Source organism: Bartonella australis AUST/NH1 (assembly GCF_000341355.1).
In the GTDB taxonomy this organism is placed as follows: Bacteria; Pseudomonadota; Alphaproteobacteria; order Rhizobiales; family Rhizobiaceae; genus Bartonella; species Bartonella australis.
In genome coordinates, this window is the sequence record NC_020300.1 from 680,951 (window position 1) to 707,175 (window position 26,225).

General features: G+C 41.0%; 22 protein-coding genes and 2 pseudogenes. 17 read left to right on the forward strand and 7 right to left on the reverse strand.

What is annotated here, in order from left to right; genetic code table 11:
• Positions 1-98: 98 nt before the first annotated feature.
• The 12 genes and pseudogenes from tsf (at position 99) to lpxB (ending at position 12,375) form a co-directional block, all read left to right on the forward strand.
• Positions 99-1,022: a translation elongation factor Ts gene (gene tsf, locus BANH1_RS02865; RefSeq protein WP_015397929.1), complete on the forward strand. Its 924-nt coding sequence runs from the start codon at positions 99-101 to the stop codon at positions 1,020-1,022.
• Positions 1,023-1,160: 138 nt separating this feature from the next.
• Positions 1,161-1,880, forward strand: coding sequence for a UMP kinase (gene pyrH / locus BANH1_RS02870; protein ID WP_015397930.1), 720 nt, complete (start codon positions 1,161-1,163; stop codon positions 1,878-1,880).
• 37 nt (positions 1,881-1,917) lie between these two features.
• The gene (gene frr / locus BANH1_RS02875) at positions 1,918-2,478 is read left to right on the forward strand and encodes a ribosome recycling factor (RefSeq protein WP_015397931.1); all 561 of its coding nucleotides are present in this window, start codon (positions 1,918-1,920) and stop codon (positions 2,476-2,478) included.
• Between the two features lie 22 nt (positions 2,479-2,500).
• Positions 2,501-3,220, forward strand: a complete 720-nt coding sequence (locus BANH1_RS02880) for an isoprenyl transferase (RefSeq protein WP_015397932.1) — start codon at positions 2,501-2,503, stop codon at positions 3,218-3,220.
• Positions 3,221-3,296: 76 nt separating this feature from the next.
• Positions 3,297-4,112, forward strand: coding sequence for a phosphatidate cytidylyltransferase (locus tag BANH1_RS02885; protein WP_041583204.1), 816 nt, complete (start codon positions 3,297-3,299; stop codon positions 4,110-4,112).
• A 17-nt stretch (positions 4,113-4,129) separates the two neighbouring features.
• Complete coding sequence (gene rseP / locus BANH1_RS02890; protein ID WP_041583206.1) at positions 4,130-5,278, forward strand: RIP metalloprotease RseP; 1,149 nt, start codon at positions 4,130-4,132, stop codon at positions 5,276-5,278.
• Between the two features lie 199 nt (positions 5,279-5,477).
• Positions 5,478-7,874 carry an outer membrane protein assembly factor BamA gene (gene bamA, locus BANH1_RS02895; protein ID WP_015397935.1) on the forward strand — a complete coding sequence of 799 codons (2,397 nt, stop codon included), beginning with the start codon at positions 5,478-5,480 and terminating at the stop codon, positions 7,872-7,874.
• Positions 7,875-7,940: 66 nt separating this feature from the next.
• A complete protein-coding gene (gene lpxD, locus BANH1_RS02900) occupies positions 7,941-8,987 on the forward strand; it encodes a UDP-3-O-(3-hydroxymyristoyl)glucosamine N-acyltransferase (protein ID WP_015397936.1) in 1,047 nt (348 codons plus the stop codon).
• Between the two features lies 1 nt (position 8,988).
• Positions 8,989-9,456 carry a 3-hydroxyacyl-ACP dehydratase FabZ gene (gene fabZ / locus BANH1_RS02905; RefSeq protein WP_015397937.1) on the forward strand — a complete coding sequence of 156 codons (468 nt, stop codon included), beginning with the start codon at positions 8,989-8,991 and terminating at the stop codon, positions 9,454-9,456.
• Positions 9,457-9,478: 22 nt separating this feature from the next.
• Positions 9,479-10,303, forward strand: a complete 825-nt coding sequence (lpxA, locus tag BANH1_RS02910) for an acyl-ACP--UDP-N-acetylglucosamine O-acyltransferase (protein WP_015397938.1) — start codon at positions 9,479-9,481, stop codon at positions 10,301-10,303.
• Positions 10,304-10,306: 3 nt separating this feature from the next.
• Positions 10,307-11,183: pseudogene (locus BANH1_RS02915) on the forward strand (LpxI family protein).
• Positions 11,176-12,375 carry a lipid-A-disaccharide synthase gene (gene lpxB / locus BANH1_RS02920; RefSeq protein ID WP_015397940.1) on the forward strand — a complete coding sequence of 400 codons (1,200 nt, stop codon included), beginning with the start codon at positions 11,176-11,178 and terminating at the stop codon, positions 12,373-12,375. Before BANH1_RS02915 ends, lpxB begins: the two are co-directional and overlap by 8 nt.
• Here the strand turns inward: lpxB and BANH1_RS02925 are convergent.
• From BANH1_RS02925 to gltX, 6 genes are all read right to left on the reverse strand, one after another.
• Positions 12,372-13,151 (reverse strand): amino acid ABC transporter ATP-binding protein, encoded by a 780-nt coding sequence (locus tag BANH1_RS02925; RefSeq protein ID WP_015397941.1) that lies wholly within the window; start codon positions 13,149-13,151, stop codon positions 12,372-12,374. The two genes, lpxB and BANH1_RS02925, sit on opposite strands and share 4 nt — an antisense overlap.
• An 80-nt stretch (positions 13,152-13,231) precedes the next feature.
• Positions 13,232-13,939: an ABC transporter permease gene (locus BANH1_RS02930; protein ID WP_015397942.1), complete on the reverse strand. Its 708-nt coding sequence runs from the start codon at positions 13,937-13,939 to the stop codon at positions 13,232-13,234.
• Positions 13,939-14,658: an ABC transporter permease gene (locus tag BANH1_RS02935; RefSeq protein ID WP_041582953.1), complete on the reverse strand. Its 720-nt coding sequence runs from the start codon at positions 14,656-14,658 to the stop codon at positions 13,939-13,941. The genes BANH1_RS02930 and BANH1_RS02935 overlap by 1 nt, the downstream gene beginning before the upstream one ends.
• Positions 14,659-14,739: 81 nt before the next feature.
• Positions 14,740-15,492, reverse strand: a complete 753-nt coding sequence (locus BANH1_RS02940; protein ID WP_015397944.1) for a transporter substrate-binding domain-containing protein — start codon at positions 15,490-15,492, stop codon at positions 14,740-14,742.
• A gap of 807 nt (positions 15,493-16,299) precedes the next feature.
• Entirely contained in the window at positions 16,300-17,619 is a 1,320-nt protein-coding gene (gltA, locus tag BANH1_RS02950) for a citrate synthase (RefSeq protein WP_015397945.1), read from the reverse strand.
• 226 nt (positions 17,620-17,845) lie between these two features.
• Positions 17,846-19,273, reverse strand: a complete 1,428-nt coding sequence (gltX, locus tag BANH1_RS02955) for a glutamate--tRNA ligase (RefSeq protein ID WP_015397946.1) — start codon at positions 19,271-19,273, stop codon at positions 17,846-17,848.
• 110 nt (positions 19,274-19,383) lie between these two features.
• Here gltX and BANH1_RS02960 point away from each other — a divergent pair, with 110 nt between their 5' ends.
• Entirely contained in the window at positions 19,384-21,648 is a 2,265-nt protein-coding gene (locus BANH1_RS02960; RefSeq protein ID WP_015397947.1) for a ComEC/Rec2 family competence protein, read from the forward strand.
• Between the two features lie 174 nt (positions 21,649-21,822).
• Here the strand turns inward: BANH1_RS02960 and BANH1_RS07530 are convergent, their stop codons facing one another.
• Positions 21,823-22,014 carry a ferritin-like domain-containing protein gene (locus BANH1_RS07530; protein ID WP_244427667.1) on the reverse strand — a complete coding sequence of 64 codons (192 nt, stop codon included), beginning with the start codon at positions 22,012-22,014 and terminating at the stop codon, positions 21,823-21,825.
• Positions 22,015-22,506: 492 nt separating this feature from the next.
• Between BANH1_RS07530 and rpiA the strand changes: the two genes are divergently transcribed.
• From rpiA to BANH1_RS07625, 4 genes and pseudogenes are all read left to right on the forward strand, one after another.
• Positions 22,507-23,211 (forward strand): ribose-5-phosphate isomerase RpiA, encoded by a 705-nt coding sequence (gene rpiA / locus BANH1_RS02965; protein ID WP_015397948.1) that lies wholly within the window; start codon positions 22,507-22,509, stop codon positions 23,209-23,211.
• A gap of 93 nt (positions 23,212-23,304) precedes the next feature.
• On the forward strand, positions 23,305-23,868 hold the full coding sequence (locus BANH1_RS02970; RefSeq protein WP_015397949.1) for a DUF2059 domain-containing protein: 564 nt from the start codon (positions 23,305-23,307) through the stop codon (positions 23,866-23,868).
• Positions 23,869-24,055: 187 nt separating this feature from the next.
• Positions 24,056-25,447 carry a glutathione-disulfide reductase gene (gor, locus tag BANH1_RS02980; RefSeq protein WP_041582959.1) on the forward strand — a complete coding sequence of 464 codons (1,392 nt, stop codon included), beginning with the start codon at positions 24,056-24,058 and terminating at the stop codon, positions 25,445-25,447.
• Between the two features lie 287 nt (positions 25,448-25,734).
• Positions 25,735-26,112 (forward strand): annotated as a pseudogene (locus tag BANH1_RS07625) (3-deoxy-7-phosphoheptulonate synthase).
• Positions 26,113-26,225: the final 113 nt, after the last annotated feature.

Consider the following 26,225-nt stretch of genomic DNA (forward strand, 5'->3'; position numbering starts at 1 on the left):
GAAGGCTTTTTGAAGCTTTATTTTATGGGGGGAATTGCGAGCGTGCACGGGGGCTATGCGCGCTCTTACTGTTGTAGAATTTAAAGAGGCAAACAAATATGAGCATTAGTGCTGCACAAGTAAAAGAACTTCGGGAATTATCGGGTGCTGGTATGATGGACTGCAAGGCAGCTCTGGAAGAAAGTAACGGTAATATGGAAGCCGCGGTTGATTGGCTTCGTAAAAAAGGGATAGCTAAAGCAGATAAAAAAGCTGGACGTATAGCTGCTGAGGGGTTAATTGGCCTTGCATCAAGAGGCTGTAGTGCTGTTTTGGTTGAAGTTAATTCTGAAACGGATTTTGTTGCGCGTAATGATATGTTTCAAACAATTGTACGTAACGTGGCTTTTGCCGCTTTGAATATAGAAGGTGGCGTTGAATCTGTTTCTGCATCTCTTTATCCAGGTTCCGAGAAAAGTGTTGAGGCAACAATTAAAGATGCAGTTAGTACAATTGGCGAAAATATGACGTTTCGTCGTTTAGCTAAGCTGTCTGTTAAGGATGGTGTTGTCGCCACTTATATCCATAATGGTGTAGCTGATGGCCTCGGTAAGCTCGGGGTTTTGGTTGCGATCGAAACTTCTGGGGATAAAGAAGCTGCTGCCGCTTTTGGTCGTCAGATTGCGATGCACGTGGCTGCAACTAATCCACTAGCATTGAGAGCGGAAGATATTGATGCGAGTGTTGTTGAGCGCGAAAAAACAATTTTTTCAGATCAAGCACGCCAATCTGGAAAGCCCGAAAATATCATCGAGAAAATGGTGGAAGGGCGCATGCGTAAGTTTTACGAAGAAGTTGTTTTGCTTTCTCAGGCCTTTGTTATGAATCCTGATATTATTGTTGATGCTGCTTTAAGGGATGCTGAAAAATCGATTGGAGCGCCGGCGAAGATCACTGGTTTTGTTCGTTTTGCGCTAGGTGAAGGTGTGGAGAAGGAAGAATCTGATTTTGCTGCACAGGTTACGGCGGCGGCAAAAGGGTAGCTATTTTTGAATTGTTTGGTGAAGATTTAAATTGTCTGTGAATATGAAAATGTAATTGTTTAAAGGGCATCACGTGGCAAGGTGGTGCCCTTAGTGTATCAAAAATAGAAAGTAGATACGCTTTTTTGGAGATTATTAATGACATTAGCTTCTAGATATAAACGCGTACTGTTGAAAGTGTCTGGTGAGGCATTAATGGGAGAACAAAATTTTGGAATTGATGTTTCAGTTGTAGATCGTATTGCCGCTGATATTGCTGAGGTACGGGCAATGGACGTGGAAGTAGCTGTTGTTATAGGGGGAGGCAATATTTTTCGCGGAGTTGCTGTTGCTTCACGTGGTGGAGATCGCGTAACTGGCGATCATATGGGGATGCTTGCAACTGCTATTAATTCTTTAGCATTGCGAACATCATTGACGAAATTAGGGATTGAGGCAGTTGTGTTGTCTGCGATTGCTATGCCGCAAATTTGTGAAAGTTTTTCGCAGCGTAAGGCTGTAGCTTATATGAATCAAGGAAAAGTCGTTATATTCGCGGGTGGCACAGGTAATCCATTTTTTACTACTGATTCTGCCGCTACTTTACGCGCAGCAGAAATTGGCGCAGATGTTTTATTAAAAGGAACTCAAGTAGATGGTATTTATTCCGCAGACCCAAAGGTAGATCCTACGGCCAAACGCTTTGATCAATTGACGCACGTTAAAATTTTACAATGGGGATTATCCGTTATGGATACAACAGCAGTGACTTTAGCGCGTGAAAATAATGTACCAATTATTGTATATTCTATTCATGAAAAGGGCGGTTTGGCTAAGGTATTGAATGGGACCGGACGATTCACAATAGTATCGGAATGAGTATAATCTGGGGGGCATAATTAAAGGAGACGGGAATATGAGTGTTACATCGATTATGGATGATCTGAAACGCCGTATGGATGGTGCTATTTCAGCTTTTAGACATGAATTAGGTGGTTTGCGGAGTGGGCGAGCATCAGCTAATTTATTAGAGCCATTGACGGTAGAGGCTTATGGCTCTGTTGTACCTATAAATCAGGTTGCAAATATTTCTGTTCCGGAAGCGCGGATGCTCTCAGTTTCTGTATGGGACAAAACTATGGTAGGAGCCATAGAGCGTGCTATTCGCGATTCCGGTCTTGGTTTAAATCCTATTGTTGATGGCGTGAATTTGCGCATTCCTTTACCTGAATTGAATGAAGAACGCCGCAGAGAATTAACAAAAATTGCACATCAATACGCAGAGCAGGCCCGTGTCGCTGCCCGCCATGTTCGTCGTGATGGTATGGATAATTTAAAAAAATTAGAAAAGGAAGGCGAAATCAGTCAAGATGAAGCCTATAATTTGTCTGAGAAAGTTCAAAAACTTACAGACGAAACGATTGCTTATATCGATAAAATTTTGGTTACGAAAGAAACTGAAATTATGCAAGTGTAAGGCCATTTTGTCAGGAAAAAGAATGTCGTATCCACGTCATATTGCCATTATTATGGATGGAAACGGGCGGTGGGCCCGCGCACGCGGTTTGCCCCGTGTAGCAGGACATAAGGCCGGAATAGACGCATTTCGCCGTATCGTGCGTTACACAGATAAGGTTGGTTTGGAGTGGCTAACAGTTTTTGCGTTTTCATCTGAAAATTGGACGAGGCCGCGTACTGAAGTAAGTTATTTAATGGGGTTATTGAAAAAATTTATTAAATATGATCTCGCTGAGTTGCATGATAGGAACGTTCGTATCCACGTTATTGGTGACCGGTCGAGTATCCCAGAAGATGTTTTAGAAGGGCTTGTGAGCGCGGAACATATGACGCGAAATAATGATGGTCTTAATCTCGTCGTTGCTTTCAGTTACGGGGGACGTAATGAGATAAGCCGGGCGGTACGTTGTCTTGCGCAATTAGTTTTCGATGGCCTTTTATTTCCTGAACAAATTACTGATGGTCTGGTGGCAGACTACCTTGATACGAAACAAATGCCAGATCCAGATTTAATTATTCGTACCAGCGGTGAACGACGATTTTCTAATTTTCTCTTATGGCAGGCAGCTTACTCTGAATTGTATTTTTCTTCCTGTTTTTGGCCTGATTTTGATGAAAAAGCTTTTGAAGCTGCTGTGGCTGATTATCGGTCTCGCGAACGTCGCTTTGGTGTATTAAATCATCACAATAATTGTAAATAAATTCGCGAGGGTGTGGATGTGAAAATATTTGTGTGGCAGGTTTTTTGTTTCTTTATTGTTGGTGTTGGGTGTAATTTTGTCTAATTTTGCTTTACGCGTTCTGACAGCTCTTATTTTTGGCACGATCGCCTTGTATTTAACATGGTTAGGGGGAGAGGTATTTTCTTTATTTGCGTGGGGAATCGGCGGTTTTATCCTTTATGAATGGGTCAGTATAACAAAAGGAAAATGGAGTATTGCACAAAGAATATTGGCTGGCGTTTTTTATTGCGTTTTTGGCGTATTTTTGATTTTTAGTGCGCCCGCTATGTTGGTTTTTTGTGTTTTGATAGTTTTAGCGGTGATATTAAGCATCGGGCCTATTAAAAACACTGGCTGGGTTTTTTTCGGTTTTTTGTATGCATCTTTTCCGGTTGTGGCTTTGTCTTTTTTACGTGGTTGCGAGATATTAGGATTCTGGGTTGTCCTTTTTTTATTTACGATAGTATGGGGGACAGATATAGCGGCGTATTTTAGTGGTCACACGTTCGGTGGTCCCAAATTAGCACCACAATTTTCTCCTAATAAAACGTGGTCAGGAGCAGTTGGGGGCGCTCTCGCCGGGATTTTTGGGGGTATGTTAATTTCTTTTTGTGTTTTTAATGTAAATTCAAGGAGTTTTTTTGTATTTTTCCTTTCTCTTATTTTATCAATTATTTCGCAAATAAGTGATCTGGGGCAGTCGTGGCTAAAAAGGAGATTTTCCGTCAAAGATTCTGGCTTTTTATTGCCTGGACATGGCGGGTTTATGGACCGTATGGATGGATTGGCCGGTGCTGCTTTCTTCCTTTATTTAGTTGGCTCATTTAATTCTGGTATGGACGCACCTTTTAATCTCTTTTGTATGATCTAATCGGGGGAAAAGATATTTTGGAATTCTTGAATTATATATCTGGTATAGATGGTCTATTTTTACGGGGGGTAAGCGTCGTTTTTATCATTATGCTCGTCATTTTTGTGCACGAAATAGGGCATTATCTTATTGGGCGTTGGTGTGGTGTTGGGGCGTCAATTTTTTCTCTTGGGTTTGGGCCAAAAATACTAAGTTATATAGATAAGCACGGCACACAATGGCGTTTGGCGCTTATTCCTTTAGGGGGATACGTAAAATTTATCGAAGATGAGAATGAATCGCGTGTACTATCTTCTCAGTCTCCTTCTTCTATGCATCGTTCATTCGCACGCGCTCACGCTTGGAAAAGAGCAGCGACTATTTTCGCGGGTCCTTTATTTAACGCCTTTTTTGCTGTAGCTATCTTAACGTTTTTTTTCTTTTTTTATGGACGCGTCGCGATCGAGCCTGTTGTTGGTTCTTTAGTGGAAAATTCTCCTGCTGTTCAAGCGGGTTTAATGCAAGGTGATCGTTTTATTGAAATGGATGGTAAACGAATCGACAGTTTTGAAGATTTGGTGACTTATGTGGCCTTTCGTGGTGAAAATCCTATAGAATTTAAAATGGAGCGTATGGAAAAAGTTTTTAAGGCAGTGATTACGCCGATAATAACTGAAAGGAGTGATGGCTTCGGTAATCGGATTCGCATTGCTATGATTGGCGTAAGGGCGCCTACTGATCCAGGTAATTCTGGGCATTTAGACCAAACTTACGAAAAACGTATTTTCTACAATTTGGGGGGAGCGGTGAGAGAGGCGTTAAAACGCACGACATTTATTGTCAGTCAGACGGTTTTTTTTATTGACCGTTTAATGAGGGGGCAAGGAGATCGCTGTCAGCTGAGCGGTCCTTCCAAGATTGTTAAGACTGCTTGGGAGTTTAGTGAAACAGGTTTTGTCTCTTTATTGAATTTTGCAGCTCTTTTTTCAATTAGTGTCGGGCTGATTAATCTTTTTCCGATTCCGCCACTTGATGGTGGGCACTTGTTATTTTATGTTATTGAGGTTGTCGTTGGGAAAGCAGTGCCCGCTAAAATTCAGGCGATTATTTTCCAGATGGGTTTTTTCGTTGTTTTTGTATTTATGCTCTTCGCATTATTAAATGATTATTTTTGTTGGTTTAGCTAATAAAGTATGGAAAACATTTCGTAAATTAGGTAGTAATAAAAGGATACAAATTGGGGTTGTTTACCATACTTGCAAAATCTTGTGGCGCCGTGTGCTGCAGCTAGTATTTAAGTAGGTTAAACATCTCGGTAAAAAGTTGTTATGGCGGTTGACTTTTTGAGGAATTGTGTCCAGAGGATAAAGTAAGGTAGTGAAGCCAATGACTGCGAACTCACGGTTTTTTAGTGCAACGTCTGTATCGGTGTCAGCCATGATTGTGGCTGCCGCTGCGGTGGCCATTATGTCCATTTCAGTGGTTGAAAGAGCGCAGGCATCTGTCGTCCGATCCATTGAGATTCATGGTAACCAGCTTGTTGGTTCCCGGGCGATTCAGGATAATATAGGGATTAGAGTTGGGGAAAATTTTTCCAGTGGCGATGTCGATGCTGCGGTGAAGCGCCTTTTTGGATTGGGTTTATTTTATGATGTTAAAATAAATCAGGTAGGCAATAAGCTGGTTGTGGCGGTTAAAGAATATGAAGTAGTTAATCAGGTATTATTTCAGGGGAATAAGTCTATCAAAGAGCCTGACCTTAAGCGTTTTATTTCTCTAAAACCTAATGGGTCTTTCAGTTCTGCTAAGCTTTCAGCTGACGTTAAGGTGATTCGCGAGGCTTATAAGACTATTGGTCGCGATAATATTTCTGTCACGACTCAGATTATCAATCTGGGAAAAGGGCGTGTAAATGTTGTTTTTAATATTGTTGAAGGGCGGAGAACGAAGGTCGCTGATATCGCTTTTGAGGGAAACAAAGTGTTCGGAGCGCGGCGTTTACGTGATGTAATTTTAACAAAACCTTCAGGGATATTTGCATCATTGATGAGTGGCGATGTTTACAGTGAAGAGCGTTTAGCTGCGGATAAAGAAGCGTTGCAACGCTTTTATCGTGATCGTGGATACGCAGATTTTCGGATTGTTTCGTCTGAAGTAGTTTTCGACAAAGAAGGTGATGCCTATAAAATTAATTTCGTTCTTGATGAAGGGGCGCGTTATAAAATAAGCGATATTCAAGTTGAAAGCGATATTGATGGGATTGATACTCAGTCTATAAGGAATGCGCTTAAAATTCGCCCAGGTGATATTTATAATGCGAAATATATCGAGAAGTCTGCCGCGATTATTAATGACAGAGTTGCTGATTCTGGGTATGCTTTCACTAAGGTTGATATACGAGGAAATCGTGATTTTGTGAATCATACGATTTCAATTCTTTACAACATCGAGCGAGGTCCGCGGGCTTATGTTCAGCGGATTGAAATACGTGGCAATGAAAAGACTCGCGATTATGTTATCCGCCGCGAGATTGATTTGAATGAAGGTGATGCGTATAACCAAACATTGGTGCAACGAGCTAAGAATCGTTTAGAGGGCCTAGGTTTTTTCAAAGCAGTTAATATTTCGGTAGTCCAAACTGACACGCCCGATAAGGTCGTATTGGTTGTTGATGTAGTAGAAGCTCCGACGGGGGATATTTCTCTATCTGGGGCGTATACAACGGGTGGTACGAGTCCCGGTATGTCGCTTGAATTATCTGTTGCTGAACGTAATCTGGGGGGACGCGGCCAGTATGCTCGCTTAGGTTTAGGTGCTGGGCAACAGAAGTCCCGTAATTATAATTTGTCATTTATTGAACCTTATTTTTTGGGTTACAACTTGTCTTCTGGTGTTGATATTTTTCGTAGTACTTATCGCTCTGATGGAGCGTATGACGTCCGGCAAACAGGCGGTTCCCTTCGGTTTGGGGTGCCAATCAATGATCAATTGTCCGCCAGTTTATCTTATTCTTATGTGCAAGAAGAGTACGATTTTGGTGGGGATTATGACTTAACTAATGATAGTGATATAAGGAAGCTGTATGGAAAATATTCTGGTGCGATTGTTCAGGCTGCGAGGCACAGTCCTTGGCATCGTTCGTCAATTGGCTATGCTCTGACGTATAACACTATCGACAATATGAGAAATCCGCATGATGGTGTGTATGCTCGCTTTTTTCAGGAATTTGCGGGACTTGGTGGGGATGCAAAATTCTTGAAGACGACTGGTAAGGCGATAATATATAAGACATTTTCTGATCAGATGGACCTCGTCGGCTTATTTTCTTTCGGTGGCGGTTATATTCACAGCGTAGGGAAAGATGGCGTTCGTATCTTTGATATGTTTAAAAGCAATATAGATATGATCCGCGGTTTTAAATACAATGGAATAGGTCCGCGTCAAAGTTCCAGCGATGGTGGAGCGTCCTTCTTAGGGGGGACTACGTATATAAATGCAACAGCTGAAATGCAGTTTCCTGTGCCCATTGTGCCTGCTGATTTAGGGTTTCGTGCTGCTTTATTTACGGATGTTGCGACTATTTATGGCAATGATTATAAACCTGCTTTTGAGGGTGAAGCGCCTGTTACTGGTACTAAAAGTGCGTGGCGTGCTTCTGTAGGAGCTAGTTTGATGTGGGAGTCGCCATTTGGCCCGCTGCGTTTTGATTATGCTTGGCCGATAGTCAAACAGGAAGGGGATAATGTGCAGAAATTTAATTTTGGTATTTCTACTAAGTTCTAATTTGAATTTCTTCCGAAAGGAAGGATTTTAAGAATATAGGTTAGGGCCAGAAGGGAGAAGGTTCTGATGGCGGGTGCGTCTTTTTTTACACCGTCTCAGCAATTAACGGTCGCTGATATTGCGGAGTTAACGGGTGCAGAGCTCCTTAACCCGGAGTTTTCTGGCGTAGTTATAAGTGCCCTTTCTTCTATTAAAAGTGCTAGAGAGGGTTCTCTCGTTTTTGTAGAGAATCAGAAATTTTCTGGTGCTTTATCGGGGAGCTTAGCTGCTGCTGTTTTTTGTACGGCTGATGTTGTTTTTCAAATTCCCGAATCTATGGCTATATTAGTGACGTCTACTCCGCGGCGTGATTTTGTTCGAATCGGGCACATTTTATTTCCTGATTCTGTTAAGCCGATGCCTTGGTTTAGTCAAAAAGGAATTTCGCTGCATGCCCATGTTCATTTAAGTGCTATATTTGAAAATGATGTATGCATCGAAGCGGGGGCTGTGATAGGAAAAAACGTGGAAATTGGTTCAGGTACTCTCGTTTCGTCAACTGCTGTTATTGGTGAAAATTGCCGTATTGGACGTGAGTGCTACATTGCTCCTGGGGTGACAGTTCAGTATTCTTTAATAGGCGATAGGGTTCACCTCCATCCTGGTGTTCGCGTTGGGCAGGATGGTTTTGGCTATATTAGTGGTGTTTCCGAGGTTGAAAAAATTCCGCAGCTTGGTCGTGTGATTATCCAAGATAATGTAGAAATTGGCGCGAATACAACAATCGATCGTGGAACGCTTGAAGATACAATTATTGGCGAAGGTAGTAAAATTGACAATTTGGTGCAGATTGCCCACAACGTTAAGATTGGTCGTTACTGCTTCATTGCTGGTCAATGTGGGATTGCTGGGAGTACATCTATAGGCGATATGTCTCAGCTCGGCGGAGGAGTCGGGATCGCAGATCATATCACAGTAGGTAAGGGCGTCTATATTGCCGCGCGCAGCGGTGTTATGAATGATATTCCAGATGGTGAAAAATGGTGCGGCAGTCCAGCACGACCGTTTAAGCAGTGGTCTCGTGAAGTATTGGCGCTGCGTCGTATTAGCAAAATTGAGAGGGAGAAGTGCTGATATGATCGATACCGGCAAAGCTAACAGTCTAGAAGATGTAGATATTGATAAATTATTGTCGATATTACCACATCGTTATCCATTTTTATTGATTGATCGTATAATCGAAATTGATGGTGACCAAAAAGCGATTGGTATTAAAAATGTGACAATCAATGAGCCGCATTTTACGGGGCATTTTTTTGAAAAACCGGTGATGCCTGGTGTCCTGATTTTGGAAGCTATGGCGCAAACAGCAGGAGCAATTTCACTTTTAAGATCAGGCGATAAGAAAACAGGCTTAGTTTATCTTATGACTGTTGATAATGCAAAATTTCGTAAGCCAGTTTTACCCGGCGATCAGTTGAAGATTCATGTTCGTCTGTTAAAAAAACGGTCTGGTATTAGACGTTTTTCGTGTATTGCAGAAGTGGAGAACATCCGTGTTGCTGAAGCAGAAGTCGCTGCGATGATTGTCGAATCAGAATAAATAATGAAATAGGAATTGAGAAATGTCTGGTACAAAAATTCACCCGACTGCCTTTGTAGAAAAGGGCGCGCAGCTCGGTGAGAATGTGTCAGTCGGGCCGTTTTGTCATATTGGTTCGAAGGCTATTATTGGTGATGGGTGTAGCATAATGAGCCACGTTGTGATATTAGGTAAGACAACGTTAGGGGCGAATGGCAAAGTGTTTCCGCATGCGGTTTTAGGTGCAGATCCACAAAATAATAAGCATAAAGGAGGGGGTACAACTCTTTCTATTGGTGAGAACTGTTTAATTCGCGAAGGGGTAACGATGCATAAAGGATCTGATTCCAGTATGGGGGCAACGGTTGTTGGAAATAATTGTCAGTTTCTTTCTTATGCTCATGTTGCACATGACTGCCATGTAGGTAACCACGTAACGTTCGCAAATAATGCTATGATTGGTGGACACGTTACAATCGGGGATTGTGTTATTATCGGTGGTGGCGCCGCTGTTCATCAATTTGTTCGTGTTGGGCACCACGCATTTATAGGTGGTTTATCTGCGTTAGTCGGTGATCTGATCCCTTATGGAACAGCCGTCGGGGTGCAAGCGAAACTTGCTGGATTAAATATCATTGGTATGAAACGCGCCGGTCTTGAGCGTAAAGAAATTCATGCGCTACGTCACGCTGTTTCTATGCTTTTTGATCGGAGTAAACCTATTAGAGAGCGTTTAGGTGATGTTTTTTCTTCCTATTCTACTTCTCAGTCTGTGACTGACATGATTAATTTTATTCGGGAAGAAGGAAAACGCTTTTATTGTACACCTAAGTTTGAAGGTGGTGCTATACCTTTAAGAGAGGACTGAATAATGCCCTCCTCTTGCGCTGGGAATTTTCTTTCTGGCCGGACTGCTGTCATAGCAGGGGGAGGCACTCTGCCTGTTACTGTCGCTCGAGTGCTCGAAGAGCGCGGACAGGAACCTTTTCTTGTGCTTTTGCGCGGCGAGGCAGATTCCCCCGCGCTTTACGGCTACGAACATTGCGAATTATCGATTGTAGAGTTAGCGAAGTTATTCAAGATCTTAAAAGCGGCAGAAATTTGCAATGTCATTTTAGCAGGTGGCGTGAAAATACGGCCGAATCTTTTACAATTGCGACTCGATTGGGTAACTTTTTTAGCTTTGCCTAAATTATTTAAGGTATTAGGAAGCGGCGATGACGCGTTATTAAAAGCTTTTATACGAGTTGTCGAAGCGCGTGGCTTTCGTGTTATAGGTGCTCATGAAATTGTACCAGATTTATTGGCTCCGGCGGATTTTGATTTAACATTGCGGCGTGCTACCCGAAAGCAGAAAGCCGAGATTTTGTTAGCTACTAAAGCCGCAAAGCTTTTAGGTCAATTAGATATCGGGCAAGCAGTTGTGGCTGTTGGTGGTCGGGTGGTTGCAGTAGAAGGGGCAGAAGGAACTGATAATATGCTGCGGCGAATTTATGAAATGCGGGAAAGAAAGCAAATTCCATCTAAAGGTGGTGTCCTCGTGAAATGTGCAAAACCGCAACAAGATAATCGGGTTGATTTGCCCTCAATTGGGCCTATGACGGTAATTAATGTTGCAAAAAGCGGGTTGGTTGGTATTGCCGTGGAGGCGAACAGGAGCCTGATATTGTCTGCGAGAGAAACAGTAGAAAAAGCTGACGAGCTCTCATTGTTTATAGAAATCATTCGAGAAATATAATCATGAATGATTGCTTAAAGATTGCTATTGTTGCAGGAGAAGAATCTGGAGATTTACTGGGAGCAGATTTAATTTCTTCTTTATCACATCAGATGGAACGTGATATCCACTTGATCGGTGTTGGGGGTAAAAATTTAGAGTCGCTGGGTTTGAAAAGCGTTTTTAACTTTGACGATATTAATTTGATAGGTTTAGGTGCAGTTTTAAAAAAATTACCGTTGTTATTGACACGTATTCGCACTTTGTCCAAATTTATTGCACGAGAAAAACCAGATTGTTTAATTATCATTGACAGTCCTGATTTTACCCATCGTATTGCAAAAAAGGTGCGCGTATTAGCGCCTTCTATTCCGATTATTAAATATGTTGCACCGACTGTTTGGGCATGGCGGCCGGAGCGTGCTAAAGCTATGTGCGGATTTATTGATCATGTTTTGGCGGTCTTTCCTTTTGAAGAAAAGATTATGAAGGATTTAGGAGGACCGCCTACTACCTATGTCGGACATCGTCTTTTGACTCACCCACCGCTTTTAGCTATTCAAGCAGAAAAAAAGCATTCGCTTAGCAAACAAATGCCGCTGTTTACGATGGTCGTTTTACCTGGGTCGCGCACTTTCGAGGTTCGCCATTTAATGCCTATTTTTGGAAAAGCGGTAGAAATTGTTCGACAGCGTATCCCTAATTTACGCATTCTTTTACCAACTTTACCGCATTTGGTGAATGAAGTTCGTTTTTTAGCGCAGAATTGGAGCAGTAAGGCCGAGATTGTTGTCGGTGAAGATGCAAAATGGCGCGCTTTTGGAGATGCTGATGTTGCACTTGCGGCACTTGGGACAGTATCGCTTGAATTGGCACTGGCAAAAATTCCCATGGTGCTGTGCTATAAACTTGATTACCTTTCTAAGCTATTCTTCTTGCCAAAGATAACGTCATGGAGTGCTGCACTTCCAAATATTATCGTCGATAAGCCCATTATTCCAGAATATTTCAATGAATTTTCGCGGCCTGGCATATTAGCAAGACAGGTAGAGCAACTTTTACGTAACCGCTTATTTAGGCAGGCGCAATTTGATGCTTTTGACATAGTGGAACAGAGAATGAGAACGAAAACACGCTCAGGAGTAATTGCCGCTCAAGTGGTCATAAATTTCCTCAAAAAAAAGAGTACGGAAAATTGCGGGCAAAACAATATCGACAATTAATATTTGGTTTTTGCAAAAAAATCACGAGCGCGTTGGCTTTTGGGATTGGTAAAAAATACATCAGATGTCGTATCTTCGATAAGTTTCCCGTTTTCTAAAAAAAGTATCCTTTTTGAGACTTCGCGTGCAAATTTCATTTCATGAGTAACGCAAAGCATTGTTATCCCTGTATTTGCTAATTGAACTATAACCTCCAAAACTTCTCCGACACTTTCTGGGTCAAGAGCTGATGTTGGTTCATCGAAAAGCATAACTTCAGGTGTCATACAAAGTGCGCGCGCAATAGCGACGCGTTGTTGTTGTCCGCCAGACAATTGCAAAGGATATTTTTCGCAGTGTCTTTCAATACCAACGCGTGTAAGATAATGGATTGCTCGCTCTGTTGCCTGTTTTTTTGAAAGTTTTTGAACTGCCATAGGTGCCAAAGTGCAATTTTGTATAACAGTCATATGAGGAAATAAATTAAAATGCTGAAATACCATTCCTATTTTGCGTAGAACATTTTTTTGTTGCTGCATAGGAGCGGTATGAATGTCAACATTGTGAATACGAATCGTACCTTCTTGTGCTCGTTCTAACTGGCTAATGCAGCGGATTAAAGTTGATTTTCCCGACCCAGAAGGACCGCAAATAACAATACGCTCGCCTTTTTTTACATCTAAATTGATATCCTGTAATACTTGAAAATTTCCATACCACTTAGTTAAATGACGGATAGAGATAATTGAATCTTTGGGGATATTGACAGGCTTATTATTTTTATTTTCTGAATTCATATTGTTGCGTTCTTTTATTGAATAAATGAAACGATTACGGGTAGCTTAATCCGCTGGAAAGTTTTTACGATCATTTATGTTTACCGTAAATACCGGGTGAGACGGTGTTCTGCGAAAACGATAAAACAGTGAATAAGCTCAACGATGAAAAGGTAAATAATAGCAACCCACATATAAACTTGAAAATCGAATGTGCGTGAATAGATTAGTTTGGCAACGCCCATTAAGTCGTAGACAGTTACAAGTGAAGTAATGGCGCTGGATTTAATCAACAAAATAAATTCATTTCCTAAGGGACGTAACGCCATGACGGCTGCTTGCGGGAGGATGACTTTGAAAAATGTCACGAAGTTGTTTAGCCCTAAAACTTTTGATGCTTCACGTTGTCCAGTTGCTACTGACAGAAGACTCCCTCTGAAGATTTCTGCTTGATAAGCAGCGGAATTAAGCGAAAAAATGAATAGACAGCAATACCACGCGTTTTGAAAAAACCACCATAAACCGGCGTGTTGCCAAAAATCGCTCATTGAACCGAGGCCATAATAAAAAAGAAATAGTTGTGCTAATAAGGGAGAACCACGGAAAAAATAAATATAAGCGCGGGCTAAGTATTGCAAGGGCTTGTTATTTGCTAAACGTGCAAGCGCAAGCAACATACCGAGCAAAAAACCTATAAAATAAGAAATAGAGACGAGTTCAAAAGTAACTATAAGACCGTCGATGAGCTTCGGCCCATACTGATTTAAAAGTTCAGGATTAAAAAGAAAGCGGAACCACTCAAAGACCATCAGACTAATACCTTTTGATAGGCCTTTTGGCTCGACGTTTCTAGATAGCGCGAAATTATAGCAGAAATCCCCGAAAATATCAGGTAAAATAAACACGCAACAAGATAAAACAGCATGGGTTCGTTGGTTGCTGCAACCGCTAAATTAGTCTGTTGCATAAGGTCCATAAGTGAGATAGTCGAAACAAGAGATGTATCCTTGAGTAAAGTAAGCCAATTGTTAAAAAGCCCCGGTAAAGCATTGCGAATAAGCTGAGGGAAAACGATACGAAAAAACGTCGTTGAACGCGAAAGACCTAAAGCTCTGGCTGCTTCGTATTGGCTTTTATCGAAAATCTTAAATGCCCCAAGCCAAACTTCGCAAGAAAAGGATGCAAAAACCATACTGAGTGCAAGGACACTGGCAGCGAAAGCATTAATGTTAAATATTACATCAATACGAAAATATTCAAGTGTAGTTTGAATGAGACTTTGTAAGCCGTAATAAACAAGGAATAGAGTTAGAAGCTCTGGCAAGCCACGAAATATTGATGAAAATAGAGTCGCTGTAATTTTAGCCACTTTGATATCGGACTGAATCATCACTGCACTCAGAAGTCCCAGGGGCAATCCCAGAAATACACAACATAAAGCTAGCAACAATGTCATCCCTGCGCTAGAAACTATTACCGCACACCACCCCTCATTGCTAAACAATAGCAATGCCCAATTTCCCATCATCCCGGAGCTCCTAATAAAGATTCGGACAACTATTTTCTAACAATATAAATGATTTGTCTAATTTTAAATTCTTATCGATACTCAATAGATATTGATTTTAAAATATTTTTTCATAATTTCATCATATGTCCCGTCTGCTCGAATCTCTTTTATAGCTTTATTGAACTTTTCTTTAAGGTCATCGTTATTTTTGCGAATACCGATCGCAACGGGGGTTTTCGCCTCTTCAAGATCCCCTAAAAGAAGGCAACAATCCTTCCCATCATTTTCAAGCCAGTTTAATGCTTGCAATTTATCCAGGACAACAGCGTCGAGGCGGCGGCTCAAAAGATCGCGATTGACATCTATCGTCGTAGGATAGAGCTTAACAGTTACCCCTTTAGAGGCATAATTATCTTCTGCATACATAGCTTGTATTGTATTTGATTGTACACCAAGGTTTTTGCCTTTAAATGCTTCTGCTGATATTTTTTTAATTTCTGAATCTTTTAAAATAACTACGGCTGACGTTGTATTATAGTAAGAATCCGTGAAGTCAATTTTTTGTAGCCGCTCTCGTGTAGGCGTGAGAGATGCTACGACGGCGTCATATTTTTTCGCCAAGAGTCCTGGAATAATCCCGTCGAAATCTTGGATAGAGACTGTACATTCGACCTTCATTTTTTCACAAAGTGCGTAAGATATATCGATATCAAAACCACGGAGTTTATTGTTTGAATCAATATAGCTGAACGGAGGGTAGGAGCCTTCACTTGCGATTTTCAGCGTTTCAGCATTAGCTAATTGAAAAGGCAGCATCATACTAGTCACCAGAGCTGCTATCAATAATTTCATAAAGTCCTCCTGTTAAATATGCGGAAAAATGACGAGTCACCACGCGTTTTTATAATCTTTAAGTCCTGCTGAAAGGAATACAAAAGTTCATCAGTGTTTAAATAGCATCAAATTTAGCCACAAAAAAGCTCAAATTTAGCAGCTCTGCCCGCGTGAATAAGTTACGCGAATATCGGCGTTTTGGGTATTTCATGTTGAGAATAGGACGAAACTAATAGGCTTGCGTAGATACGGATGTGTTTTTCCACAGAGAAAAAAGGCAGCATATTTTACGCGAGCAATGCCAAAAAAGGCGTAGATATATGGCGTGATTATTCTGCTTATACACTAACGTTGCTTGCTGTTGCTGCGTTATTTTTCAGAAGTAGGAACTTTAGCAGTATATTTTTCCCCTTTTCTAATTTGCGGAAATAAAGATGTAAAGGCACTCTGCACGTCGCCGAAGAGCGGCCATTAAGTAGATTTTGGCGATATTATCTAAAAGGGAAGAGCATAAATTTTTTGCAGTTTCCTTCCTATATGAGGATGATTGTAAGTCAATTATATTTGTATAGGACATTGGTAGAGGCTACTTCTAGCTCAGTGGTATTATCGCTTAAAAGCATCCTCTATATCAATAGGACGGCCGCAACTTCTGCCAACGAATTGGTAAAGAGAGCAGAAAATTTTGGTAATAATTATTATAATTTTAATGATAACGCCATCTTTACAGAAAAAGCCTCAGGGATACGCCTACAAATATTTCTGCCTTAAATTAACCTGGTGGCCCGTGAAATTTAAAAATAAAGTTTCCGATAAACAAAGTTTTCACCGATTGACGATTTCAGCTTTTGAGCTTACACGGTCATCTACGGAAATATACTCACGTGCAGTGGGACCTGTATAAAGTTGGCGCGGCCGGCCAATTTTTTGCGCAGGATCTTCGATCATTTCCTTCCATTGCGCAATCCAACCTGCGCTACGCGCTAGCGCAAAAAGAACAGTAAACATTTCAGGCGGGAAACCCAGGGCTTTTAAGATAATACCAGAATAAAAATCAACATTAGGGTAAAGTTTTTTCTCAACAAAATATTCATCATTAAGAGCAATATCTTCAAGCTTTACAGCAATATCGAGCAGCGGATCATCCTGAATGTTCAATTCTTTTAAAACTTCATGGCAAGTTTTTTGCATAATTTTAGCACGTGGGTCATAATTTTTATATATTCGATGGCCAAAGCCCATAAGACGGAATGGGTCGTCTTTATCTTTCGCGCGCGCGATAAATTCGGGAATTTTTTCAGCAGAGCCTATTTCTTGCAGCATTTTCAAACACGCTTCATTAGCACCACCATGAGCTGGTCCCCACAGACACGCGACGCCTGCAGCGATACACGCGAATGGGTTAGCTCCTGATGAACCTGCAAGGCGTACAGTTGAAGTGGACGCATTTTGTTCATGATCTGCGTGAAGAGTGAAGATTCTGTCCATAGCTCGGGCAAGAACCGGGTTAATTTTATATTCTTCACCGGAGGTAGAAAAGCACATATGGAGAAAATTTTCAGCATAACTGAGATCATCGCGCGGATGGATAAATGCATGTCCAATGCTGTATTTATAAGCCATAGCGGCAAGGGTTGGAATCTTCGAGATAAGGTAAATAGGGGCGATCATTCTCTGTTGAGAATCTGCAATATCAATGGAATCGTGATAAAGCGTGGATAGGGCTCCAAGACAAGAAATCATAACAGCCATAGGGTGAGAGTCACGGCGGAAACCTTGGAAAAAGCGCTCGAATTGTTCACCCACTGCTGCGTTCTGCATAACACAGCGATCAAAATCGATTTTTTCTTGTTTAGTTGGTAATTCGCCGTGGAGCAAAAGGTAGCAGCTTTCAAGAAAATTCCCATTTTCAGCTAATTGGTCTATAGAATAACCACGATAAAGTAATATCCCTTTTTTGCCGTCGATATAGGTAATTTTTGATTCACAGGAAGCAGTTGAGATAAATCCAGGATCATAGGTAAAGGTGTTCATTTTTTTATAAAGAGAGGAGATTTCAATTACATCAGGACCGATAGTTCCTTTACGCACCGGCAACTCTATTTTTGTGTCATTTGCGATGATGTATGCTTTGTGCTCAGACATTAAATATTCCTTTCAGATTCCCCATTTCTAAAACTCAACCGAACCCTTATTTAGACAGGGGATATATAATCGAAGCTTCTCCTACCCATGGCGAGAGTAGATTTACCTTAAAAGTCAGTTCATGCAATCTAAAAATATTTTTTAACTACGATTCTACCTAACATATATTTGCTTCACGTCGAGATAGCTGCATTTAAAATGCTTAGGTGTATTTGTAATACTATTATCAGTGTTCAGCTAGAATAATTTGATCATTAATACGATTAAGAGATTCGTCTCGCCCTAATAAAACGAGGATATCAAAAACTCCTGGTGATGTTGTACGCCCTGTAAGGGCCGCTCGAAGAGGTTGGGCAATAGCTCCAAATTTTAGCTCTTTTTCTTGTGCATAATGCCGAAGAACTTCATCCAGTGTTGTTGCATCCCAATTTGGGCATGCTTTTAAAGCATGATAAACACCTTTCAGGGTGAGCTGGCCGCTTTCATCCAAGAGTGTTTTTGCTTTTTCTTCAAGAGTTAATGGTCGCTGCGTAAAGATGAAGGAAGCACCGTCAATAAGTTCAAGCAGCGTTTTTGAACGTTCTTTTAAGTTCGGTATTGCGGCTAAAAATTGAGCACGGCGTTGTTCATTGAGTTTTTCAAGTATATCTAACCCGCCTTCAATATCTGGCAAAATACCAAGAGCGGCATCAAAAAGGTTTTGAGTATCACATGTGCGTATATAATGCCCATTAATGGCATCCAGTTTTTTGATATCAAAACGAGCGGCACCTTTGTTAATATCATCGATATCAAACCAGGAAATCATGTCTTCTAGAGAGATGAGTTCATCGTCGCCGTGACTCCAACCTAGACGAACAAGGTAATTGCGCATAGCCGCAGGAAGATATCCCATTGTTCGGTAAGCATCAACACCCAGTGCACCACGTCGTTTTGATAATTTTGCACCACTTTCACCATGGATAAGTGGGATATGCGCCATAATAGGGATATCCCACCCCATTGCATTAAAAATAATTGTTTGGCGAGCTGCATTTGTAAGATGATCATCGCCGCGAATGATATGTGTTATCCCCATATCATGATCATCAACAACAACGGCATGCATGTAAGTTGGGGTACCATCGGAACGTAAAATAATAAAGTCATCCAGGTCTTTATTTGGAAAGCGAATATCGCCCTGAACACGATCGTGCAAAACTGTTTCTCCATTTTGTGGTGCTTTAATACGGACAACAGGTTTAACTCCTTTGGGAGCTTCAGAAATATCACGGTCGCGCCACCGTCCATCATAACGGGGAGGACGACCTTCTGCACGGGCATTTTCGCGCATTTCAGCTAATTCTTCAGGAGAAGCATAACAATAATAAGCTTTGCCGTCTTTTACCAATTGTTCGGCAACCTGACGGTGACGTCCTGCTCGTTCGAACTGCGAAATAGGATCCCCATCGTAACTGAGCCCCATCCAGTGTAAGCCGTCTATAATAGCTTTTACCGCGGCATCTGTTGAACGTTCTCTATCTGTATCTTCGATACGTAGAAGCATTTTGCCACCATTGTGTTTTGCATAAAGCCAGTTAAAAAGAGCGGTGCGGGCACTGCCAATATGAAGAAAACCTGTGGGCGAAGGGGCAAAACGGGTAACGACGGGCACGGATATTGTCCTCTAATTAATGTTATGTATGGAACCTTATTAAACAGCTATGTTAGCATAGGTGGCGGAGGGTGCAATAGTTGCATTGTGAGTAAGACGGGGATTCATGGATGCTAGACCAGAATAAAACTGGGGATGGTCTATCAATAAAAGGCTCATCAAAAAAGGAAAATTTTAGCCTGACGTGGCAAGGGTATCCTTATATTATCGGTGATGCAAGTAACGCTACCTATAATGAACAAAAGGTTTCTTTATTTACATCTCTAAAAGAAGCAGCAGTGTTTTCTCAAAAATGGCTGGCAGATTGCATAAAAGAGGAAATCTCTTTTGGGTTCCTTTTCTCGTTAAATTTCGTATTTTTTGCAACAGGAGCCATTTTTTATTTCAGTTTAAATCAAGAACCGAGCTGGAAACAGTTTATCGTAGCAATCAGTATATTCATTGGAACATTGTATATTTTACGTTGCTATAGGAGAATATGGCTCGTAGTTGGGGTTTTATTCTGCGTTGTATTAGGCGCTTTATCCGCAAAAATAGAAACATGGCGCATATCCACATTAATGCTAGACAGCGATGTTTTTGCTACATTAACGGGAAGGATCGTTTCTATTGAAACAACGGCAAAGGGGGAATTTCGTTTAAAAATAGATGTTTTAAGTACAGAAAAGCCTATTTTATATAATGGACCTGATCGTGTTCGTTTAACAGCGAGACATTTGCCGCCGGGGTTAACTCCCGGCGACGGATTATACGGAAGAGTAAAGCTTAGTGCTTTATCCGGGCCGGTGCGTCCAGGAAGTTATGATTTCAGTTTTCATAACTATTTTAAAGGGATTGGCGCCCAGGGAATTTATCTAGGAAAACCAATCAAAATACCAATTTCCCCGCCTGGTACAATATTAGGTATGCTCTCACAGAAAATCGAGAGTTTACGAATGCAAATGGCTGAGAGAATTAGTGCAGCAATTAGTGGAGAAGAGGGAAGCGTTTCCGTTGCCTTAATAACAGGACAGCGGAGTGGTATTTCGTATGGAACCAATGAGGCATTGCGTACGGCTGGGTTGGCGCACATTTTATCAATATCAGGTTTGCATATGGCTTTACTCAGCTGTGTAGTTTTTACTATTATCCGCAGTTTTTTCGCATTTTTTCCAGTTTTTTCATCCTGTTACCCGATTAAAAAGTTTGCTGCGATCGCAGCATTAATAATAGCGGCTTTTTACTTAGTGTTATCTGGCGCAGGCGTAGCAGCACAGAGAAGCTTTATAATGATTGCTGTTATGTTAATTGCCATACTATGTAATCATACTGCTTTGACAATGCGTAATTTTGCTATTTCTGGCTTAGTAATTATTACTGTAAGTCCACATGAAATATTAGAACCAAGTTTTCAAATGTCTTTCTCTGCGGTTGCAGCTTTAATCGCTGCTTTTGATTGGTGGAGTGGCAGGCGGTCTTCTTACAGAGGCATAACAACGCCACCATATGTTGGTGGTCGGGTGTTTCATTTTATTTTTTCATCAGTTATTTCAACTTGTGTGTCTTCATTTGTGGCAGGGTCTGTTAGTGGAATTTACGCTGCGTACCACTTTTCCAATGTAGCATTTCTCGGTATTATTAGTAATGCCTTAGCCTTACCCGTTATATTAATTCTCGTAATGCCATTTGGATTGATGGCGGCATTCGCGATGCTTTTGGGGCTTGAATGGTTGCCATTGCAGATTATGGGCTTCGGTGTAGGGCTCGTGATAAAAATCGCCCACGCTATAACGGCTATTTCTCCTGTTTTTAATCCTGGATTTATGCCATTATCTGTGCTCATTTTACTGAGTTTGGGCTTAATCGGACTAACGTTCTGCAAGACGGCCATTAGATTCTTTTTTAACATTTTTATTTTGGCTGGTATTTTTATCTACGTTACATATTCCCCTGTGCAATTAATTATAGCAGATAGCGCAAAGCTCGTGGGTATTATCGATAACGGAAAGCTGTATATTGACCGTTATTATGCACCAAAATTTGTAGCATCTGTATGGAAAAAATCATTTCATATAAACAAGATTATCAAACCGACAAAAAGCGGTCCACCCTTTAATGAACAGTTCCTCTGCGATGATAAAGTTTGTACATCTTTATGCAAAAATGGGCTGAAAATTGTTATTTTGCACGGAGAAAAGGACCAACATGCAAAACAAAATATTACGGTCAGGACATTCATAACGGATAGTCAAACACGCGACGAGACCGCGCAAATAACATTTACACCTCAAGAATTACTGTCACGTGGGAGTGTTATGGTAACAAAAAGAGGAGATATTATATGGTCCTCTGCAGGGTTCCATAGGCCATGGAATGCGCACAGAAAAAGCTTATAGAGATATTTACTCAATTGCATTAAAAAAACGCGCCCGGATCCTGAGTCCGCAAAATTACAAATTATATCCCCAAAATATCTCAGTGTGATAAAATGATTTTATGCATAATAAACAATGCAGATTACTGCAATTCGGGAATAATAGAATTTTTGAGCATCATACTCACTAACGAAATCATATTCTAAAATTTCTCCGAGATTTCTCCCGACTCGCAATGGCGAAAGGAGTCCGAAGGTTGGGGCACTCTTCGAGAAAAATAATGCGTTTAACGATTTTATCTACATGACCCATTTCTTCCACAGATTCTTTACGTTCTAATTTAGTCAGATTTGTATATCCCCAATTTTCTATCAGAAAAGAATGCAACGAGTACTAATTAATGGTTCTACTTTCGTGTGCAAGAGCTTCGTTTAATTTTTCGATAACCGCTGGATGCCTTTTCATCGTAATCTCTTTTTTCGTATTCCCGATACAAGAGCGCAACTAAAATCAGAAATAATTTGCGGTTTTTTTAATTTGCCTGAATATTCTCACCGTCATCCCCCTAGCTTAAAAAATTTCTTCAAGATGATTAATTTTCAAGACCTGATTACTTCAGCAGCTTCGTAGAGGCGTATAATTAACGCAAATTTTCGACGGTGGAAGTTAAACCAAAATTCTCTATTAAATATGGCGAAATTTAAATGATTTTGACCAATTACTAATTTTCGCGTCATTTCATTAAAATGCTTTTCTGTAATAACTAGTATTTTTTAGTTAGAAGGCAGGAATAAATTTGTGGCAGATTAAAGTGGCAGATTGCTTTTTTATGGTTAATTCGTAATGAATATCACTGATTAATATAAGGAAAAGTGATTCATGGATATCCAAGAGCTTAAAAAAATGGCGGCTTCTAAAGCGCTTGAATTCGTCCAAGATGATATGCTGCTTGGCATAGGGACTGGTTCCACAATGAATGAGTTTATTCGCCTTCTTGGTGAGCGTGTTGCGAGCGGTCTGCGTGTGACTGGTGTGGCTACTTCACGCTATTCCGAACAATTATGCCGCAAATTCGGAATAGCTGTCACTACTTTAGAGCAAGTATCTGAGCTCGACCTTGATATTGATGGAGCCGATGAGATCGGTCCTAAAATGACTTTAATCAAGGGGGGAGGAGGGGCGCTGTTATATGAAAAAATTGTAGCGGCGGCATCGCGTGCGATGCTGGTCGTAGCCGATGAAACAAAAATGGTAAAAACACTTGGCGCTTTTGCTTTGCCGATTGAAATTAACACATTTGGTGTAAACGCTACACGCAAAGCTGTTAGAAAAGCGGCTGAAAATTTGGGGATTTCAGGAGAAATTACGCTTCGGATGAATGGAGAGAATCCTTTTGAAACAGATGGGGGACATTTTATCCTGGATGCAGATTTTGGCCGTATTTTACAGCCAAAGTTATTATCGAACGCACTATTTGAGATTCCTGGCGTTGTTGAGCATGGCCTTTTTTTAGGATTGGCCTCTCGCTCGGTTATAGCGATGGCAGATGGCGAAATAAAAGTTTTAGAACCATCCGATTTTTAAAAAGTGATTTATACGTTGACATATTCGTTATAATAGAAAATACCACTGAAAATTTTGGATAAAATATTAGGACAATTACGGGAGTGGACGTTAATGAGAGCGGTGTTATTTTGTTTCCGGCGCTTTGCAGCGTCATTTAGCGTAGTTGCTATGTTAGTTATGAATATTGGGATAGCTGGCGCACAACAGGATATAGATGAGCGTCATTTAGCTTCAGCTCAAAAAGCGATTTCTGCTATTCACGCAACCGATCAATTTGATGATTTTTTGCTGATTGCTGCACGTGATCTCAAAGACAGATTGATAAGTAGTGATCCTAATTTGGCAACTAGTATTTCTGAGATAGTTGATAAACAGGCACTTGCTTTAGCTAAGCGGTACGCTGATTTAGAAAAAGAAGTCGCTTACGTGTATGCAAAACATTTCAGCGCTGAAGAGCTCGATAAAATCACGATATTTTACAGTTCTGACGTTGGAAAAAAATTTTTAACAAAAGTTCCAGATGCTGCACGCGATGCTTATTCTGCATTTAATACCTGGCGTTCTGCTATTGCACAGAGTCTCATGGAAAACGTAAAAAGGGATATGTCCAACGTGCCCGATTCGAGCAAGTCTGTTACTTCTGTTGCGCCCAGCTCCTCGAAAGGTCCAAAATAGTCTGGCTCAGATAATTGCAGTAACTGATAGCTCTTCTTTTATAAGAAAGTAGGCGGTCCGTGCGGCGTTTTCTGAAAAAATGGCTTTTATATGATGATAAATGACTTTGGAAAACAAAAAGGAGCTTTTATTTTGTGATAAATGCCGATAACGCTGTGCAATGTAGCTGTGTGGGAAGGGGTGGTCCATTATGTCTTTTAATTTTGATTTATTTGTGATTGGAGGGGGGTCCGGTGGGGGCCGTGCTGCCCGCCTCGCTGGGAAGCTTGGTAAGCGTGTGGCTATAGCGGAAGAATATCGTTTGGGAGGCACTTGTGTTATTCGCGGTTGCGTACCCAAAAAATTGTTTGTTTATGCATCACAATATGCACGAGAGTTCAGTAAAAGCGTTGATTTTGGATGGGAACACACTGCTCCAGTTTTCAGTTGGGAAAAATTAATTGCGGCCAAAGATAAAGAAATATCGAGATTAGAGGGGCTGTACCGTAGAGGGTTGGAAGATAATAATGTCCGTATTTATGAAAGTCGTGCTATTTTTGTAGATGATCATACATTGGAGCTTTCTGCAACAGGTGAACGGGTAAGAGCGGAAAAAATTTTAATTGCAACGGGGGCAAAAACCGCGTCAAATACTGAAATAAAAGGGAGCGATTTATGTCTTACTTCCAACGAGATTTTCGATCTTAAAGCATTTCCGAAGTCAATAATAATTGTTGGTGGTGGCTATATTGGTGTTGAATTTGCCAATATTTTTCATGAACTAGGTGTAAAAACAACATTACTCCATCGCGGCGATTTGGTCCTTCGTAATTTTGATCACGATTTGCGGCGATTGCTAAGTGACGCGATGATAAAAAAAGGGATTTCTGTTGTCTATGCAGAAAAAATTTCCCAAATTAAAGCCAGAGGTGAATGTCACGATGTTTTTTTATCAAATGGACAAATCCTTAGTGCTGATCAGGTTATGTTAGCTACAGGACGGGTACCAAATACAGTGGGTTTAGGGCTTGAGCGGGTAGGCGTTCAATTGAATGAATCTGGTGCGGTCATCGTTGATGAAAGAATGACAACAAACATCCCTCATATTTGGGCTGTCGGTGATGTGACAGGCCGTATTCAATTAACGCCCGTCGCTATCCATGAAGCAATGTGTTTTATTGAAACGGCGTTTAAGAATATCCCTACTGTACCCGATTATAATTTAGTTGCAACAGCCGTTTTTTCGCAGCCAGAGATCGGAACTGTTGGTCTTTCAGAAGAAGATGCTGTAGGCCGCTATAAGCGCGTTGAAATTTACCGTACGTTATTTCGTCCTATGCGCGATATTCTTTCTGCTAATTCAGAAAAAATGTTTATAAAACTCGTTGTAGATGGTGAAAGTCGTGTTGTCGTTGGCGCACATATTTTAGGAGAAGGGGCCGGTGAGATGGCTCAGCTTATAGGGATATCTTTAAAGGGAAGAGTGACGAAAGATATCTTTGATAAGACTATGGCCGTGCATCCAACTATAGCAGAGGAGTTGGTGACTATGTACGAGCCAAGTTACATATACGAAAATGGGAAAAAGTTGGAAAATTAGGCAGTGCTATTACAGTGAATAGCAAGATTTTTTGCGTTTAGATTTTGTGTAAGGCTTCAGAGAGGTAGCTTTAACACGGATTGCTTCGAGTTTTTGAGATTGGTGCGCAACATCCGCTCACATGTCACGGATCGGCAGTCGTACACGTCAACCTGGTCATACACATGTTGAATATTGCTAAAATATTAAAAATCTTGTCGGGTTGAAATGTAGCCATTCCGTTGCTCCTGGGGAGCTTTTGAAATTAATCTCTTAATTTTGAAAATGAAGCGGGAAGGCTTAGTCTAATTGTTCGCTTTGGTTGTGATAAAGTCGAGGGTCATCTTCCTGTATTAATGCGTGTAGTTGAACGTGAAAAGCTCAGGATGATATGGTCTTGTTGTCCGATGTACAGTTGTAAATGGCTATAAAATGCGCCCTTTTCGTATTTTGCAGGAGGGTGAGAATTTTTTTGGGTACATCGAAGGGAAGGAACTCATTCAGGCAGTATTTATATCGAAATGATTGGTTATAATGTAACAGAATGCACAGGTGGTGTATGCGCTATATCAGTGGGAGATCTTTCCGATCGCTATCGTATCCACTGTGATCCGCGGTCAAACGCGGGCCAGTCTCTAAAACTAGCCTTCCTCATTGCCGAACTTCTTAAAAAATTGCAATGTTGATCCGAAAACCGCCGTTGGAAATTTATAAAAAAGGCGGAGGCGGTGTCATTTATTTGCGGTATTTGTCAGGCTAAATGCTCTTTAAAAGAAAAACTTTTGCGCTTGCAACCTGT

Excerpts from the sequence above, each read along its gene's own strand:
- lpxA (WP_015397938.1), top strand. The coding sequence starts at position 9,479 with ATGTCTGGTACAAAAATTCACCCGACTGCCTTTGTAGAAAAGGGCGCG.
- BANH1_RS02970 (WP_015397949.1), top strand. The coding sequence starts at position 23,305 with ATGAGAGCGGTGTTATTTTGTTTCCGGCGCTTTGCAGCGTCATTTAGC.
- lpxD (WP_015397936.1), top strand. The coding sequence starts at position 7,941 with ATGGCGGGTGCGTCTTTTTTTACACCGTCTCAGCAATTAACGGTCGCT.
- frr (WP_015397931.1), top strand. The coding sequence starts at position 1,918 with ATGAGTGTTACATCGATTATGGATGATCTGAAACGCCGTATGGATGGT.
- fabZ (WP_015397937.1), top strand. The coding sequence starts at position 8,989 with ATGATCGATACCGGCAAAGCTAACAGTCTAGAAGATGTAGATATTGAT.
- lpxB (WP_015397940.1), top strand. The coding sequence starts at position 11,176 with ATGAATGATTGCTTAAAGATTGCTATTGTTGCAGGAGAAGAATCTGGA.
- BANH1_RS02935 (WP_041582953.1), bottom strand. The coding sequence starts at position 14,658 with ATGATGGGAAATTGGGCATTGCTATTGTTTAGCAATGAGGGGTGGTGT.
- BANH1_RS02880 (WP_015397932.1), top strand. The coding sequence starts at position 2,501 with ATGTCGTATCCACGTCATATTGCCATTATTATGGATGGAAACGGGCGG.
- bamA (WP_015397935.1), top strand. The coding sequence starts at position 5,478 with ATGACTGCGAACTCACGGTTTTTTAGTGCAACGTCTGTATCGGTGTCA.
- BANH1_RS02925 (WP_015397941.1), bottom strand. The coding sequence starts at position 13,151 with ATGAATTCAGAAAATAAAAATAATAAGCCTGTCAATATCCCCAAAGAT.
- BANH1_RS02960 (WP_015397947.1), top strand. The coding sequence starts at position 19,384 with ATGCTAGACCAGAATAAAACTGGGGATGGTCTATCAATAAAAGGCTCA.
- BANH1_RS02940 (WP_015397944.1), bottom strand. The coding sequence starts at position 15,492 with ATGAAATTATTGATAGCAGCTCTGGTGACTAGTATGATGCTGCCTTTT.
- gltA (WP_015397945.1), bottom strand. The coding sequence starts at position 17,619 with ATGTCTGAGCACAAAGCATACATCATCGCAAATGACACAAAAATAGAG.
- tsf (WP_015397929.1), top strand. The coding sequence starts at position 99 with ATGAGCATTAGTGCTGCACAAGTAAAAGAACTTCGGGAATTATCGGGT.
- rpiA (WP_015397948.1), top strand. The coding sequence starts at position 22,507 with ATGGATATCCAAGAGCTTAAAAAAATGGCGGCTTCTAAAGCGCTTGAA.
- BANH1_RS02930 (WP_015397942.1), bottom strand. The coding sequence starts at position 13,939 with ATGGTCTTTGAGTGGTTCCGCTTTCTTTTTAATCCTGAACTTTTAAAT.
- pyrH (WP_015397930.1), top strand. The coding sequence starts at position 1,161 with ATGACATTAGCTTCTAGATATAAACGCGTACTGTTGAAAGTGTCTGGT.